Consider the following 17163-nt stretch of genomic DNA (forward strand, 5'->3'; position numbering starts at 1 on the left):
GCATCAGGATGATGCGCTAAAGGATTGGTTAGATAGCGAGGATAGCTATCTCAAGGAAGAACAAGGACAGGCTCAGGCAGAGTAACAGTAATATCGAGGAATGAAATTACTGCAATGGATTATAGCATCAGGATGATGCGCTAAAGGATTGGTTAGATAGCGAGGATAGCTATCTCAAGGAAGAACAAGGACAGGCTCAGGCAGAGCAACAGTAATATCGGGAATGAAATTACTTAGATGGATATCATCACCACTGGATGGTAGGAAATGGAATTAGCAGGATAACTAGGATAGTTATCACAAGGAAGATTAAGGATTAGCATAGGAATGCTACCGCATCTGATGGACTTTTTAGATACGGCTATGGATGGATAAAACGAGGGATAGTAAGGTAGCTAGGATGGTTGCCTCATGGATGAACGGGCAGTTTAGATAAACTGAGCAGTCGGATGCTGCTGTATAGGATATACGATTGGTCATTTTGCGAACTGGCTAATGGACACAGTTATGGAAAACTAAGGGGATTGCTTAAGGACCGAGTGAAGGGAAGGTTCTATGGAGTGACCAAATAAAGGATGGTGCGTAATATGTTGAAAATCGTACTAAATTAGAGAGGGTATATCGTGCTAACGTTATACCCTTTTGCTTTTCTAAGGAACTTAGAGCATTATCTAGTTCTAAATGAGACCCTGAAAAAGAGCCATAAGGTCACATTAAAAACACATCAGTCAATTGTTCTAGAGATTAGCCTTGGCGATAAGCTGGCGTCTCGATATTTAATATCTGCTTACCATTGATCACCGCATAACCAATGTAATAACTCTCACCGTCACTACTAAACTCAAACTGGTACTTTGCTTGCCAGCAAAAGCGCCCATGACTGTTTCGTGATGGTTTTAACTTCAGCCTAGCAACAGCGAGCAACTGTAAATTATGTTGCTCACAATAGTCAGTGATTGCCGTTTTGACGATTTCTGCCATCACCCTTGTTTGCCAAAAAAGCCAAACTACAGTGATTAAGACTAGTAACGATAAAATTTCAAGCAGAGCCATAATTATCCTGAAATTAGTTTTGCAATATAGTGGGCTAATTTTTCACTACGTTGTGGGTTGCGTAGTGCACTGAGCATTGCTGTTCTTGATGTTGGTATACCCACGACATCAGAGAATAGTTGATTAAATATATCTTGCTCAACATTGAGGGTGGCCACAGCTTCTAAAAATAACAGCGCACTGTCTTCTGTGGTGATTAATTGCCAGTAACGACCTGCGATAATAACCACAATGTCACGTTCAGTTTTTATTAATTCACTAGAATAGAGTGCATCGAGCGCTTGTTGTTGAAAACCAGGCCCTTTGGCGTGTGATAGAGCGCGTGCAGCATGAATGACGTGATTTAAGTCACTCTCGTTTATCGCTTGTTTGAGTTGGTTTAACAACACATCTGCAATTGCAGTGTCTATGGCAATGTTTTCTAAACTACAGCATAACGCACAAAATGTTTGCGATGGGAGAACCGGCAGTGCATTAACAATTGCTTGGTTAAACAAAGGGTCATCGGCTTTGCTCGCAATGTCCGCTAAGCCTTGATAACCGATTTCTTGCCATTGACTATGTTGTTCTGGCGTATTTAAATAATCAAGCGCTGGGGTCATATAACTACTTGGCGCCAACTTCATGACTTGGCGCACTTGGCTAGTAAATGCAGCAAGTTTTTGTTCAGAAGGCTTAAAGATGATTGGGTTGTGATCTAACGCGGATTGTTGCTCTTGATCCGGTTCTTTATTCATCGACTTACCTAACGCATTGACGACGAGTTCAAGGAACTGATTACGAGATGCCTGTTCTAATAATCCTCGCTCATCTAATGGCAACTTTAAAAACCACACATAGTGTTCTTGGCTTTGTTGTTTATTCCAAAAGAGAACAGCCAACCAAGCGTGCTGTTGCAGTGGGTAAGGGTAGGGAGCAACAGCATGTTCAAAATCACTAAAAAGGTCGGTTGAAATCTTTTGTACTCGACGCCCCATATCAAACACGCGATATTGAGTCCCTGCTTGAAGTAAGAATTCACTTAATGTATTAAATTGGTCCAAGATGTTTACCCTACAAAAAAATTTTCGCTATTGTAGCAATCATTGTTATGTATTGGTATTGGCAATATTTTTGCGTATGATGAGGACAATTTTTCTCAGCAGGTAGTAGCGATGAGCGACGCACAACAAGTCAGTGTCTTATTAGAACAAATAAACCAAGAAATGGTCCGTATTGATTTATGGCAAAGCACTTCGCCAGATAAAGCGGCACTAGAGAGTAGTGAACCTTTTTGCTGTGATACGCTGACTTTTGCGCAGTGGTTAGAGTTTATTTTATTACCAAAAATGCAGATGCTGATTGATTCAAATATGCCTCTACCGACAGAGTTTCTAATCTTACCGATGGCTGAAGAATCGTTTAAAGGAGTAGCGCAGAACACCACCCCGTTGCTTAAGTTGATTGCTGAGCTTGATGCTCAATTTAATGCAACGATTAACTAAGTTAGACTTAAGCGATGTTTGAGCCATTAGAAATTATTTATCAAGACCAATATATGGTCGCGATTAATAAGCCTGCCGGGTTGTTAGTCCACAAAAGTTACTTAGCACGTAAAGAAAAATACTTTGCGATGCAGCTTTTAAGGGATCAACTTGGTCAGTATGTTTATCCAATTCACCGCCTTGACCGACCAACCTCTGGGGTGTTGCTGTTTGCATTATCGAGTGAAGTCGCGCGTCAACTGAGTGAGTTATTTAGCGAACGTCGAGTCGTCAAAGGTTATTTAGCGATGGTGCGAGGCTACCTTGAAGGTAGTGACCGTTTGGACTACCCGTTAAAAGAAATCCTCGATAAAATTGTTGATAAAAAAGCCCAGCAAGATAAAGAAGCGCAAGATGCGGTAACAGATTGGGCAAATGTCGCTCTCAGCGAATATCCTGAGCCTATTGGTAAGTATCCAGCGGCACGCTATAGTTTAGTCGCGTTAAAACCTCAAACTGGACGCAAGCATCAACTGCGCCGTCATTTGGCACACCTTCGTCACCCGATTATTGGTGATACCACCCATGGTGATGGCAAACAAAATAAATACTTTAAGCAACACTTTGGTGATATGCGGTTAATGCTTCATGCTGCGCAATTACAATTTGTTCACCCTATTACACAACAATGCATAAAGATTGTCGCCCCCCTTGGTACAGATTTTACACAAACCTGTGACAAGTTAGGTTGGCAGGACATAGAACTGAACCCAATAGAGTACGTAAGCGGTCGAGTCGACGCTGAATAAGCTGTGGTTTAGCCTCTAATTCGTCGTTCCGGCATGCTTTTAGCCGGAATCTCGTTTTTACATTCTCAGTAAAAAGTCGGGGCCTTGAGTAGCATCATATCAAGGTGCCGATGGCGAGAGGCATAAGTAAAAGCGGTCACTTCAATGTGAAGTGACCGTTTGGCTATTCGTCTTACGGAGAGTTACCGTCCGTTATTTAACGGTTAGCTCACTCCAGACTAACCGATGATCCGAAGATGCCTTACGATCTTTAATCAAGCGATATGTTTCTTGGTTTTTTTGTGGCCAGAAAACCCCATTCGCTAACACCTCTAAGCCGTATTGTGATGGCAATACATAGTCAGCTCGTATTCCCCAATAGGCGGTATGAAATTTAGCTATTGGGTTTGCTTGCTTGTTTTGACTTGCGCCAATGCTTTGGGGGATTTTCGCATCATTGACCAACGGGTTGGTTAATAATGCCGTGATTGCTTCTTTTAATGAATTTCCTTCATCTTTGGATGCGTTTTGATCGCCCATGATAATAAAACGCTGCTTGTCTGCTAGACCACCGAAAACACCTTGGTCGTCATAAATATAGTCAGCCTGTTGCGGGCTAATGTAGTCGTGCCAAAAACGTACTTCATCATGGTTGCGTTTACCATTTCTATCTTCTGGTCCATCAAACACCGGTGGGGTCGGGTGTGATGCTAAAATGTGAATCGTTTTACCATTGATATCAACGGGAATATCCCAGTGTGACTTTGATGATAATGGAAATTGTTGCCACACTTCATCGTTATAAAAGAACTCCCCTGTTGCTGGATTTATCGGGCGAAGTGCGTTTGGCATATCCTTCCATTTAAAGTGTTGGAAAGTACGTATCGCGTTCACATCGATAGGGTACTTTGACAATAACACCATACCATATTGCCCTTCAAAGAAGCCAAAGCCCCATGCATCACCTTGCTTGCCTGTTGCTTTTCCGTCACCGGTTAAGTCATATGGGCTTGGTTTACCTGTATTGACTGGCGCGTAATAATAATAAGGGTAGTCAATGGCATTTACCGAAGGGTGCTGAGCCACATTAAGATACTGTTTGATAAAACGCTCAATGCCTTGGCTTGGATCGTCGATGTAATCAAACTCATTGAGCAAAATGATATCAGGACGAGTGCGCTGAATGATCTCACTGATGTTTTTAATTTGTTGGTTGTTGTTTTTTAATTGATTGCGTAAAACTTGATTGTTGGCTTTGCTCATATCACGGCCAACATAGTTGCTCGCGTCCATGCTGACATTGAAACTGGCGACTTTGATTGCTGTAAAGCTGTTAGCTTGATTATTTGAGCTAGTGGTCATATTACACCCCGCTAACGTGATTAAAGAGAGCATTGATAAGATAACTTTTACCATGAAAAATCCTGTAAAAAGTAATAGGTATGAACATAAAAATGCCAGTCATAAGACTGGCATTTTAACGTGTTTAGTCGTTTTTAGCTAAGTTCGATTAGAACTTGTAGCTAACACCAACTTTGATACGCCATGTAGACTCTAGCGGTTCAAATGAGTGCGAGTCGTTTTTAACACCGTCAATCACGTATTTGCTTGTATCTGGGTCGATAGTCGCAGTGTATAAACGCGAAGTGCCAAAATCATTGACGTACGTTTTACCTTGTGAGCTATCGATTAGATTCAGTAGGTTATCAACAGTGAAGTATAATGAACCTTTATGACCTTCCATTAAACCTGGGATTTCTTGACGAACTGTTAAATCAAGTGTGTTAACCCAAGGTGTCGTAAACGTATTCTTAGGCGCATAACCACCAGCGTAACCCGAAAGGCCTGCTTCTTCGATGCGGGCTAATACTTCAGCTTCAGTAGTATTGCCAGTGTAGATAACATTCTCATCACCCGCAGTAGGGATATATGGAAGGTAGTTGCCACCAAACAGACCTGGGCTGATTAGATCCCATGGGCTATTCCATTTCTTCTCGTCAGGGGTGTTACGGTCAGTAGTGAAACGGTTGAAATTGGTTGTATAAGAGAATGGCTTACCAGAGCGACGCTCGAAGAATACATCGAAGTTTGTTGCATAACCGTCAAATAATTCAGTTTCATAACCAAGGATAAGCTTGAAGCTATGTTCGATTTCATAGTTTGCAGCACCAACATAAGCTTCATTACGGTTTAAGCCAACATTGTAACGATAGTTAGAACGAGCCGTTGAGCTAGAACCACCGTGTGCTTCAGTGATGTCTTGGTTAGTGTAAGAGGCAGAGAACTTAAAGCCGTTATCAAACGCTTTAGCTAACGAGGTAGATAAGATTAGTGATCTACCATCTTTATCAGAGTTGGTTAGCATTAAGTCATAACGTCTTTCATCACCTTCATAAAGGTTTAAACCGCCATCAGCTGTAGTACCTGTTTTATCAGATTCTAGTAATGAAGCATCAACCCACCATTGCTGATCGATCTTTTGTACGTAGATAGCTTCAGCAGAGAAAGAAAAATCTTCACCAACACCCGGAATATCAAGTAGGTAGTCAGCAGCTAATTGGTAGCGCCAATCGGAAGGAAGTTTAAAGTCAGGGTCTGTTAAGTTAACATCACCTTCAGCTACTGCGCCATTGAGTTTATCAATTCCTTCTTCATGAATACTAGTAATAATGTTGTTATTAGGAGTTGGTGATGTTTCAAAGTCTTCTTTTTCGAATACACCTACGTTAACACCATTATTTGAATAAGCATTTGAAATCCAAACATTTGGTGAGCCACCAGAGAAGCGACCCACACCACCACGGATAGTCAAGTCATCATTGACCATGTAGTTAAAACCAACGCGCGGTAGGAAGATATCAATACCGTCTAATGATTCAGTGTTGTCATAACCTGTACGCGCTTCTGAGTTCGCATTGTAAAGAGGTTTGTCATCAGAACCTAACACTTCGTAACGGAGACCGAAATCAAGGGTTAGATCGTCGTTGTATGCCCAAGTATCGTGGATATATAAGGCTAAAGATTCACGGTTAAAGTCAGCAGCAGCGTTATTAGCATCATTATTTGTACCATTTTGGTAGAAATATTCTTCAACATTACCTTCGCGGAATGCATCAATACCGTCAAAAACTATCACACCCTTAGATGAGTGGACAAATAGGTTGAAGATATCGATGTTTGTGTAATCAGTACCGAATTTAATGCTGTGATCACCTGTTAGGTAAGTTGCATCAAATTTGAACGTGAAAGTGTCATTTTCAAGGTAGTTAGCGTGGCGGTATTGATCAGGACCAAAAGCGATGTCACCACCACTCTTTAAGTTTTCAATCGTTACATCAGCCATGCCCATATCGAACGAGTCTTGTAAAGTCTTTACACTCTTTTGTGTGATGCTGATTTCTGTAGATAAATCATCAGACCAATCTGAGTACACTTTAACTGCGAAGTTATTTAACTCTTCTGATTTATTGTACCAATGTGAAGATAAACGTAATTCATTTTCTCTATCACTTGTATTACGGGTACGGTTCCCTTTGTTATATTGGTACGTGAAAGATGCGCGGTGCTCATCGTTGATGTTCCAATCGATTTTAGCAACTAACTTTTCATCTTCTTCAACGGGTGTTACTGCCCAATCACCTAAATCGTTTAAACCATATACGCTACTAGCGATTTCACGAATTTCAGCTAACTCTTCAAGAGTTGCATCTGTCTCGTTTGGCGTACCTGATCCTGCTGGTCCCCACTCTACACTTTTAGGGGCGTCGTACTTTTCATAAGACGTGAAAAAGAATAATGTGTCTTCAATTAATGGACCGCCAAGGCTAACACCGTAAGTTGTTTCATCAAATGGTTGAGGAACTTCAACGCGCTTTCCATTTTTAACTGTTTCAGGTGTGCCAGCCATGTCATCATTAAGTGTTTCGTAGAAGAAACCACCTTTAAACTCATTCGTACCTGACTTGAATACTGAGTTGATTAATGCGCCACTGAAACCAGATACACCCGCGTTAAATGGGGCAACATCAACTGTTACTTGATCTAGTGCGTCAAATGGGATTGGCGAACGCTGTGTTGGGTAACCACCACCGTTTAGACCAAAATCATCGTTTTGGCTGATGCCATCAACAGTGATAGAGTTAAATTTCGGGTTCATACCCGCAACACTCATTTCACGGTCAGAACCAGGTAAGATAGTAACAAGTGGATTAGCACGAACAACGTCTTTGATGTCACGTGTTAAGCTTGATGCACCAGCAATGGCGTCTTGACCGAAGTAACTTGAGCTACCCGGAGCTGTTTCAGCAATGACTGAACCCGTTACCGCGATACGCTCAACATCGTTCATTGAAAGTGCTGTTGTAAGTTTTCTTACTTCACCTAATTGAAGGTAAACATCAGTTAACGTTTGGTCTTGGTAAGTCTCTGAATCGATTTCGATTTTGTAAGGGCCACCAACTTTCAAACCTGATGCAGAATAATTACCTTCTGCATTAGTTTCAATTACACGCTTAGCACCTGTTGGTACGTGGATGATGGTGATTTTCGTGTTAGCAAGCGGTTGACCAGCTTGAGTAACAACTTTACCACGCACAGCTGATGATGTGTCAGCAGCAAATGCTGGGGTTGCAAGACTTAAAGCGACTGCAACGGCACTAGCTGCAGCAGTTTTTTTCAGTAAATTATTCATTATAGAATAGTTCCTTGGTGTTAAACGCTGTTAAAAAAATTAACAAAGTGAAGTTTTTCTAAGCGAGATTATAAATATTTCTCATAAAATATCGAACTTTTATGACAGTTGTATGTCACAGGTTTTGCATTTTTTTTATGCAACTTAAGAGAGTGAAAAGACGGGGATAAATGTAGTGGATATTTTATAATTATACTTATTACATGTGCTTAGATAATAACCTGTCAGTTGTGTCAGCTTTTTTGGTATGGCTTTAAGATAAAAAATCAAACACTTGATTAAAGATACTTATTATTAATAGTGTGAAGGCGGTCACGTTGTTAGTTTGGTGTATCTAAGCAAGCTCGCAAAAAATAGTGCTCTAGCTGTTTTTGTTTAGCACACTGTTAACGATGATTTAACAAAATGTTTTTTGTTATTTACTGACTCGACTGTTACACTACTGGTCTTTTATACAGTTAACTTATTGACCAATGATTCTTTATATTGCTGAGAAACCCAGTCTTGGGCGTGCTATCGCCAATGGCCTGTCGTCTAAACAGAAAAAAGGTGATGGCTTTATTACCTTAGACAATGGCGATGTCGTGAGCTGGTGTATTGGTCATTTGCTTGAGCAAGCAGAGCCAGATAAGTATGACGACCGCTATAAGAAATGGCAGTTTGCTGACCTACCAATCATCCCCGAACAGTGGAAACTGATACCAAAAGCTCAAACCAAAAAGCAATTAGCAGTGCTACGTAAGTTAGTAAAGCAAGCTAGTCACTTGGTTAACGCGGGCGATCCTGATCGTGAAGGGCAGTTATTGGTTGATGAAGTTATCAGTTACCTTGGGGTTAAAGGTGTTAAATTTGATAGTGTTCAACGTTTACTTATTAGTGACTTAAACATTGCTGCAGTAAAAAAGGCCTTGGTTAACTTGCAAAGTAATAAGACGTTTCGCCCGTTATCTGCTTCTGCGTTAGCTCGCTCTCGAGCAGATTGGCTTTATGGCATGAACATGACTCGTGCGTATACTTTGATTGGTCAGCAAGCGGGTTATCACGGTGTTTTGTCGGTGGGGCGAGTACAGACCCCTGTCCTTGGCCTAGTGGTACGGCGCGATCAAGAAATTAAACAGTTTACGCCAACACCTTATTATGATGTTGTGGCCACATTACAAACGACTCAGCAGGAGGAGTTTGAGGCGAAGTGGCAACCTAGTAAAGCCTGTGAAAAGTATCAGGATGATCAGGGCCGTGTAATATTTCGTAAGCTAGCTCAAACTGTGGTAGAACGGACACAAGGGCAGGCGGCAAAAGTGTTACAAATAACCGAACAAAGTAAACGTCAAAACGCACCGTTGCCTTTTAATTTATCTAGTTTACAAATAGACGCCGCTAAAAAATTTAACTTAAACGCTAAGCAAGTGCTGGATATTTGTCAGGCTTTGTATGAAAAGCATCAATTAATTACTTATCCACGTTCAGATTGCCGTCATTTACCGGTTGCACATTTCAAAGAAGCCACTCGCGTTTGTGAGTCTATAAAGCACAATTGTCCTGACTTATCACATGCTGTGGATAATGCAAATCTAACTAGGAAATCAAAAGCTTGGGATGATAAAAAGGTTTCTGCGCATCATGCTATTATCCCAACAGATAAAAAGTACGTAGCAGCTAACTTAAGTGGTACTGAAAACAAAGTTTATCAATTAATTGTTCTACATTATTTAGCTCAGTTTTATCCGCCTTTTAATTACCAACAACAACAAGTTGATGTTGATATTGCTGGCGGTTTATTCACTGCCAAAGCTAAGCAAGTGGTTGAACAAGGGTGGAAAGTATTATTTAAATCGGACGCTAATGAATCGTTTTTACCTAAGCTTAAAGAGGGCGAATCATTACATTGTTTGAAATCTTCGGTCTTGGATAAGGTGACTGAGCCACCAAAGCACTTTACCGATGCGACCTTACTGGCGGCAATGACAGGTATTGCACGATACGTACAAGATCCTGAAATTAAGAAAGTCTTAAAGGAAACAGATGGTTTAGGAACAGAGGCAACCCGTGCTTCTATCATCGAATTACTCTTTAAGCGGCATTTTTTGCATAAGCAGGGGAAGCAAATTTTAGCGACTGAGGCTGGAGTAGCGCTCATCACAGCTTTACCTGTCGAGTCTACAACGCCTGATATGACCGCGTTATGGGAGTCAAAACTCAATGCAATTGCTGGAAAAGAATTACAGTATCAAGCATTTATGCAGCCGCTTGAAGCTAGCTTAACACCGCTGGTGGCCTCGGCAGCGTTAACTTCCAAATCAGTCTTTCAAGGTTTAAAGTCTATGCCTAAGCCTGTTCGTAAGGGAAAACGTAAATTTACCAAGAAAAAGCCGACCAGAACTCGTTCTGGTTAATTGTAAAGCGCTATGAGTTTAGTCGAACGAGAACTGGTATAAGAAGTCGAGTGCTTGGCGAGTGTTATGAATGAATTCCACAAAAAATTGTGGTGCTAATTCATAGCGCAAACCTACTTCTGGTTCAGAATCAAAGACGCCAACACCGTAGCGGATCTGTAAGTCTGGTCCGATATAACCACTTACTTCAACTTTGGTCTGCTCACCACTGCCACTCGTATTTAAGCTCAAATTGCTAATGCCTAACTTATTACCAATATCACCGACAAGCTCTTGTGATTGCCCGATACCACTACTAAGCAGCATTGAAATTGCCATATCTTCGCCACTAATACCGTCTTTACTTTTAATCGCGCGGCCTCGAACTAAGTATGATAGGGCTTCTTGTTGCGCCATCACAGGCGTTGAAAATATAGTGAGTTTAGGTGTTTTTGCATCTCCATTAACATAAAGTCCAGCGATGACATCATCGTTAGTATCTTGTGGGTCCCGAATTGCTTCGATATTGATGATGGGGTTGGTTAAAACTCCGGTAAAGATGAGCTGACCTTGCTTAATCAGTAGGTTTTGCCCCATCGCTTTATACGTAGCGTCACTTAAAGCAAGATCGCCATGGCCATTAAGCGGTATATTCTTGTTTTGAATTAAATTCAGCTTTCCTGCTAGTGATGACTTTAAACCGAATGCATCGATACGTAATTTATCGTTGATTAATACATTTACATCCAAATCAACCGCAAGGGGTTTTTCTTTTTGTTTTGATTTGATAACTACATCATCCGATAAAGAAACCGCTGAGGCGGGTAATGATTTAATTTTAATGTTTCCTTGGTCAATATTAATATCACCACGCACTTTGGCCAGAGTAGTGCCTAGGTCAATATGAATATCAGGGCTAAATGTTACATTGATATCTTTTGATGGTGCTAGAGACAATGATTCACCTCGTAGCGATACTTGTGCTTCCAATGACTCGACCCAATTTGCAGTTCCTGAAAGTAACCCGTAGCCATCGCCTAATTCAAAATGACTACTAAAAGCACTTTCCTGACCTTGTAATTCAATTAAAGAGTTGAGCTTGTAGATATTACTAGGCAACTTACTGCTATTAATGGTGATATCTGTTAACGCTAAATTACCAAAGAGTTGCATGCTTTCAACTGAACCAGTAAAACCTGTATTGATATTGACTTCACCATCTAGAGCTTCAATGTGCGGAATAAGATAACGATAAGGTGCTAGCTGCAATCCGTCACCTTGAATGTGTCCGGTAAGCGTTGGAGCTTTAGAAAAAACGTCACTAATTAATGTGGTATAAAAGCGTCCTAAGGTGTCTGATTGCAAATCAACGATAATATTAGCGAGGTGTTGATTAACTAAAACCTGAGTGGTGAGTTGATTAAACTGATGTTTTATTGTGTTGTCTTGATATTGGGCGCTGAAGAGTGCATTACTGACATTAATGGTCGATGTAAGGTTAAACTGTGACTTATTTGTCAGGGTAAATTGTGCCGCTAATGATGCGTCGCCACTAAGAATGATATCTTTGGCAATATGTTTGTTAATCTGCGCTAAAGAAAAGTTATTAACACTGATGTTACCCTGGTTACTTTTAAAATTTTTCACATCAACAGATAAATCATTATCAAGACAAATGTTGGCTCCTTGCTCTCGCAGTTGTTGCCAACAATGTTGTGATAGATTAACAATATTGTTTAGCATGGAATAGCTAAGTGCGGTTGATTGGGTTAATTGCCATTGTGCAAAAGGAGTTCTTATCTTGGCCTGCTCAAGTTGGCCTTGCCATTGCTCAGCCATTGAACCTGTCAGTTGCAGGTTAGCCTCCCAAGGAGCTCCAATGCTTTTTAGGCTCAATTGGTGCTGCTCTAAGTCACCGTTGAGTTGTAGATCAGCTGATTGAATAGTGATGTCACCAAGGCGTAGTTTTTTGATTTTGCTAGTAATTGATAATGGGTAACGTGAATCAAGGGTGATTAAGCCCTCACTGTCGATACGCGCGATGGTAGTCTTACTTTCACTATCGGAAAAATCTTCGACAGTGAGTTGATGTTCTATCTTTGGGGCTCTTATCGCTCCAGTAATCGCTAACGTTCCTTTTGCTGAACCCTCAAGTTGAGGAAGGAGATCGGAAAAAGAATCGATAGTGACTTTACTGGCGATATTGAATTGCTGATCAATAGTGCCATCTAACATTAATTCAGATTTTCCAGCATTTAGTATTAACTGGTTAATATGCCATTGGCCATAGGGGGCTTTAACAGCACTACGGCCAAAGGCCTGCCCAGTGGCAACGAGAGGCTTATTTAACCAGTGCCCATTAAGCGCGAATCGGCTTATATCAACTGTCCAGTGAGGCTTATCTTCGGTTGTTTCTAAGAGTAATTTAGAGGATATCTCGCCATTAATTTTGCCTTGATGCTGTGGCCAGTACTTATGAGGAGAGATATTGTTTAGTGCTAATTCGCCGTTCCAACTTAATTTCTTCAGCCATTGTAACTGGCCTACCGCTGAGATTGTACCGTCTAGTGTCGTTATCTCGCCTAAGGTTAATGTTGCCTTTGATGGAGAGCCTTGACCCGCGATGAGCCATTTAACCTTGGGTAATTGTGGAAAATTAATACCGCCCTTAGCCTTGTAATCAAAGTTTGCTAGTACTCCCTGACTTGAAATGTGCCCGTCATCAATGATTAACATTTGCTCTAGATAAGGTACTTGAGCTGATTTCCAATCTATATCGAGAGTAAATGGTAAGGCTTTATTGAGCAAATTGACTTGAGCATTCAGTTTACTCGAAATAGCGCCTTCGCTGACCACGGCTAGTGTTAAGTCATCTAATTGGCCGCTACTTTGTAGTGATAAGGTTGATTTATTAATCACCAGACCAGCAAGTTCGACTTTCTGCTTTGATTGGATATCAATAGCTAATTCATGAGGGAGTAAAGGGCCCAGCGTTATCTTCGCGTTTAGTGCTAGCTTTGCTAATGAGTGATTGGCTTTAAAAGACTCTATATTGATTAACTTCTCGTTGACTGTGGCCTGTAATGATAATTGCGTTAGCTCATGTTCAATCGGGCTAGGTTGACGCTGTTGTTGCAAGCTTGCGTTAATTTTTTGAACAGATACTTGGTTGAGTGTTATATCTAATGGGATGGTAGGGATACTAAGTTGAGACAAAAAACCAAGGTCCACAAGTTGAGAAGGCTGAGTTGTTGTTAATGGTGGTTTAGGTGTACTAATTTTCGGGGGAACAGCGGGCTGTGCTTGAGTGAAATATACCGTATCAACGCTGAAGCTGTTGACCTCAACCCTAGAATTTTCAATTGATATAGCCGTAGCTAACTGGTTAACTTTCAGCGTGTGTTGAGGGGCCACTAATACAAAATGATCCAAGGAGAAGTGTTGTAACTCAATGGCAAATGGAAAAGTGATTCGTTCCAATGCTTTGGTGTGTTGAGGAGCGTCTTTTGACACTTCTGTCTGAGTTAGCGTGACACGCTTAGCTTTTAATTTCTCAACGCATAACGCTGAGTCCCATGCACAGCCCCAACGCCAGTCAATGGCTAATGATTCGATGAGTAGATGTTGACTCGGTTGCTTAAATTCAATAGTGTTAAAACGAGGAGAAAAAAATAAGCTCCCGTTAGCAAGCTCAATCGTTAAGCCTGATACGGCACTTTGGCCCACTTTGATTAATAGCTTGTTACCAAGATGGCTAAATAGTAAGACACCCACAATGACTATGAGGCTTAATGGGATAGCAAAAACTTTACGATAAAATAAACGGCTCATAAGTCTAACCCTATAGCAAAGCTAATTCTAAAAGGCTTGTCAAAAGGGTCATGATCATCTTCTGTTAAGCCAAAAGCAAAGTCTAATCGAATCGGACCCACGGGGGTTTGCCAGCGAATGCCTACGCCAACATCTGATTTTAATGACTCTGAGAAATCATCAGTAACGGTGCCGACATCATAAAATGCAGCCAGACGCCAACTTTCTGTGACTGGGTAACTATATTCAGCGCTGGCTAGCGCTTGGTATAACCCACCTTGCGCTTCAAGAACCACTTTGTCATCACCATTGGTTGTTTCGGCTAGGGGGGCTATAGATTTAAAGTCATAGGCACGCAAATTATCATCACCTCCTGCAAAAAAACGCATAGATTGAGGAACATCATGAATCGACGAAGCTTCAATTGCACCAATATCAAACTTAAATATGAATTGGTGAGTGCCATTAATGCGGCGGAGCCAATTAGAGCGAATGGATATCTTCGCTAAGTCAACAGAAGAGCCCCAAGCTTCGTTAGCAAACTCAACAGAGTATATTTGACGGTCGCCCCAACTAGGGTCTAATCCTCCTCGGCGGCGTGTCCGGGTGTAACTCACTCCGGGTAAAATTAAACTATCGTGTTGGTTAAGCGTCAGATCATTTTCTCGTTCTAGCTTGAGAAATAAAATACGTTGCCAGTCACCTTCTAGTGCTTTGTGGCGCTGCCATTGCAGAGAGAACTTCTCATAGGGATTTGTCAGTACATCCGAGCGTTGCCAGCCCAAAATATAGTTAGTGTAATTATAGTTTGGGTCGGCATAAGGCACTTTATAACTTGCGGTCAATGACTTTTCTTGCTTTGTGAGCTCAAGACTGGTTTCGAGACTGTGCCCACGACGATTAAGCCAAGGTTTTATCCAATTGATACCTCCCCGCATACCAAGATCGGTATCGCCACTTAAATCTGTACTGACCCCTGCCGTCAACTCAACGATATTCTTAGGTTTGTCCACAATTGCAACGTTAATATCAACTGTTTTTGTTAATAGGTTTGGTGGTTCAGGAATTGCTTGGATACTCTTAAAATAGCGGCTTTGGTTTAGGGCTAAGTTAAACTGTGCAAGGGTATCACTTAGGTAATGTTCACCTGGCTTAAAAGAAGCCATTGATAATATGAGTTCTCGTGCAGGGTGGTGTTCAGGGATTTTTATCTCACCAAAAGTAAAACGCACGCCTGTATCGTATATTTGACTGAGCTGGGCATTATTTTTTTCAATGTCAATAATGACTTCGCTAGTTAACCACTTGGCTTCAAAATAACCCTTGTTTACTGCAATATCAGCAAATTGAGCTTTAGTATCATCGAAGCTGCCGTGATGAATGCGCTTGCCAACGGCAAAGGGGTACTGTTGCTGTTGCCTTTTAAAATCATCATCAAGTGCCCCAATACCAATTAAACGAAAATCAACTTGTGAGAGTAACGTTGGTTCTCCTTGTTTGATATCAATATTGGCTACGGGCTGGTCGTCTTGATTTAGGGTTTGAACCTCAATATTCGCTGCATAATAGCCTAAAGCTTGCAATGCAATCGTAGCTTGTTTTACGACTTGTAAACGCCAAAAACTTAAGCTTTCATTCTGGTTAAATGACAACTGATTTAGGTAGACATTGACATTCTTTTTTGCGGCACTAGTTAGAGAGTCATCAGATGAAATGATGTGATAAGTCACATCAATATCTTTTGCGGTGCTATAAAACGATGATATTAAGCAAAGTAAAATGAATAGAATGTTTCTCATTATTGAAACAATGTCCTTAGAGTGACTGTTATTATATACAGTACTTGTCTATAATGAATGTCATTGGGCTTTTGATGATGGGTATTATAAACGGGATGGTTACCGATGCGTAAAATAATTCACGTTGACATGGACTGTTTTTTTGCTGCGGTCGAAATGCGTGATAATCCAATTTTAGCCAGCTTGCCAATAGCGATTGGTGGAGCGAGTGATCGACGTGGTGTTATTGCTACGTGTAATTATATTGCTCGGGAGTATGGGGTACGAAGTGCTATGGCGACATCCTTGGCGTTAAAGCTTTGCCCGCACTTACAACTTGTGCCTGGTCGGATGGGAGCGTACAAAGAAGCATCAGCACAGGTGTTTGAAATATTTAAACGTTATAGCTCTTTAGTTGAGTCTTTAAGTTTAGACGAGGCTTATATTGATGTGAGTGATTGTCAGCTATTTTCTGGCAGTGCGACGTTAATTGCTCAACAAATCAGACAAGATATCCTTGACGAAACAGGCTTAACGGCATCAGCTGGCATTGCACCTAATAAATTCATGGCTAAAATTGCATCTGACTTAAACAAACCAAACGGACAATTCGTTATCACCCCTGATCAAGTCGATGAGTTTGCGTTTAATTTACCGCTAAATAAAATCCCCGGTGTTGGTAAAGTCACTTTCGGTAAATTACAACAACTCGGACTCATGACAGGAGAAGATATTCGAGCCACTGAGCTTCCTTGGTTAGAGCAACGTTTCGGAAAAATGGCTCATGTACTTAAGCAACGCAGTTTAGGGATCGATCCCAGCACAGTGAACCCGCACCGTGAACGAAAATCGGCGGGAGTAGAAACCACATTAGCCGCAGATATTAACGGGCAAGCGAGTTGCTGGCCAATTGTTGAACAATTGTATCAAGAGCTTCACAGACGCTTAGTCAAAGTGGAGAAAGGCAAAATAATTGCTAAGCAAGGAATAAAAATTAAATTTAATGATTTTAAATCAACGACGGTAGAAAAGAGTGTTGATGACATTAGTCTTGAGTTATGTCGGCAATTACTTGAACAAGCGCTAGAAAGAAGTTATGGGCGCTCGGTTCGGCTAATAGGGCTATCTGTGGGGTTTACGGCACCGAAGGCTGATGATGTACCTCAGCTAGACTTATTTGATTAAACACATGAATAAAAAAGAGCAGCC

At 41.1% G+C, this 17163-nt stretch carries 10 protein-coding genes; 4 read left to right on the plus strand and 6 right to left on the minus strand.

The annotated features are described in order from the left end of the window. Positions 1–744: 744 nt before the first annotated feature. A complete protein-coding gene (locus Q8W26_RS05110) occupies positions 745–1053 on the minus strand; it encodes a DUF3301 domain-containing protein (protein ID WP_101213820.1) in 309 nt (102 codons plus the stop codon). A 2-nt stretch (positions 1054–1055) separates the two neighbouring features. Continuing rightward, entirely contained in the window at positions 1056–2096 is a 1041-nt protein-coding gene (locus Q8W26_RS05115) for a DUF3549 family protein (protein ID WP_305472553.1), read from the minus strand. A 111-nt stretch (positions 2097–2207) separates the two neighbouring features. Between Q8W26_RS05115 and Q8W26_RS05120 the strand changes: the two genes are divergently transcribed. Next, positions 2208–2537: a YqcC family protein gene (locus tag Q8W26_RS05120; RefSeq protein ID WP_101213822.1), complete on the plus strand. Its 330-nt coding sequence runs from the start codon at positions 2208–2210 to the stop codon at positions 2535–2537. A gap of 14 nt (positions 2538–2551) precedes the next feature. Then, positions 2552–3325, plus strand: coding sequence for a tRNA pseudouridine(65) synthase TruC (truC, locus tag Q8W26_RS05125; RefSeq protein WP_101213823.1), 774 nt, complete (start codon positions 2552–2554; stop codon positions 3323–3325). A 192-nt stretch (positions 3326–3517) separates the two neighbouring features. On the opposite strand, the gene Q8W26_RS05130 is transcribed toward truC, so the two are convergent. Together Q8W26_RS05130 and Q8W26_RS05135 are read right to left on the minus strand one after the other, a co-directional pair. Further along, positions 3518–4720 carry an endonuclease/exonuclease/phosphatase family protein gene (locus Q8W26_RS05130; RefSeq protein WP_101213824.1) on the minus strand — a complete coding sequence of 401 codons (1203 nt, stop codon included), beginning with the start codon at positions 4718–4720 and terminating at the stop codon, positions 3518–3520. 94 nt (positions 4721–4814) lie between these two features. Further along, positions 4815–7994, minus strand: coding sequence for a TonB-dependent receptor (locus Q8W26_RS05135; protein ID WP_101213825.1), 3180 nt, complete (start codon positions 7992–7994; stop codon positions 4815–4817). A gap of 473 nt (positions 7995–8467) precedes the next feature. Here Q8W26_RS05135 and Q8W26_RS05140 point away from each other — a divergent pair, with 473 nt between their 5' ends. After that, positions 8468–10387: a DNA topoisomerase III gene (locus tag Q8W26_RS05140; RefSeq protein ID WP_305472560.1), complete on the plus strand. Its 1920-nt coding sequence runs from the start codon at positions 8468–8470 to the stop codon at positions 10385–10387. A gap of 18 nt (positions 10388–10405) precedes the next feature. Here the strand turns inward: Q8W26_RS05140 and Q8W26_RS05145 are convergent, their stop codons facing one another. Both Q8W26_RS05145 and Q8W26_RS05150 read right to left on the minus strand, forming a co-directional pair. Continuing rightward, positions 10406–14197 (minus strand): translocation/assembly module TamB domain-containing protein, encoded by a 3792-nt coding sequence (locus Q8W26_RS05145; protein WP_305472562.1) that lies wholly within the window; start codon positions 14195–14197, stop codon positions 10406–10408. Further along, a complete protein-coding gene (locus tag Q8W26_RS05150) occupies positions 14194–15975 on the minus strand; it encodes an autotransporter assembly complex family protein (protein ID WP_305472564.1) in 1782 nt (593 codons plus the stop codon). Before Q8W26_RS05150 ends, Q8W26_RS05145 begins: the two co-directional genes overlap by 4 nt. 105 nt (positions 15976–16080) lie before the next feature. On the opposite strand from Q8W26_RS05150, the gene dinB reads away from it, so the two are divergent. Next, a complete protein-coding gene (dinB, locus tag Q8W26_RS05155; RefSeq protein ID WP_305472567.1) occupies positions 16081–17139 on the plus strand; it encodes a DNA polymerase IV in 1059 nt (352 codons plus the stop codon). The last annotated feature ends 24 nt before the right edge of the window (positions 17140–17163 follow it).

It is taken from the genome of Psychrobium sp. 1_MG-2023, assembly GCF_030689115.1.
GTDB lineage: Bacteria > Pseudomonadota > Gammaproteobacteria > Enterobacterales > Psychrobiaceae > Psychrobium.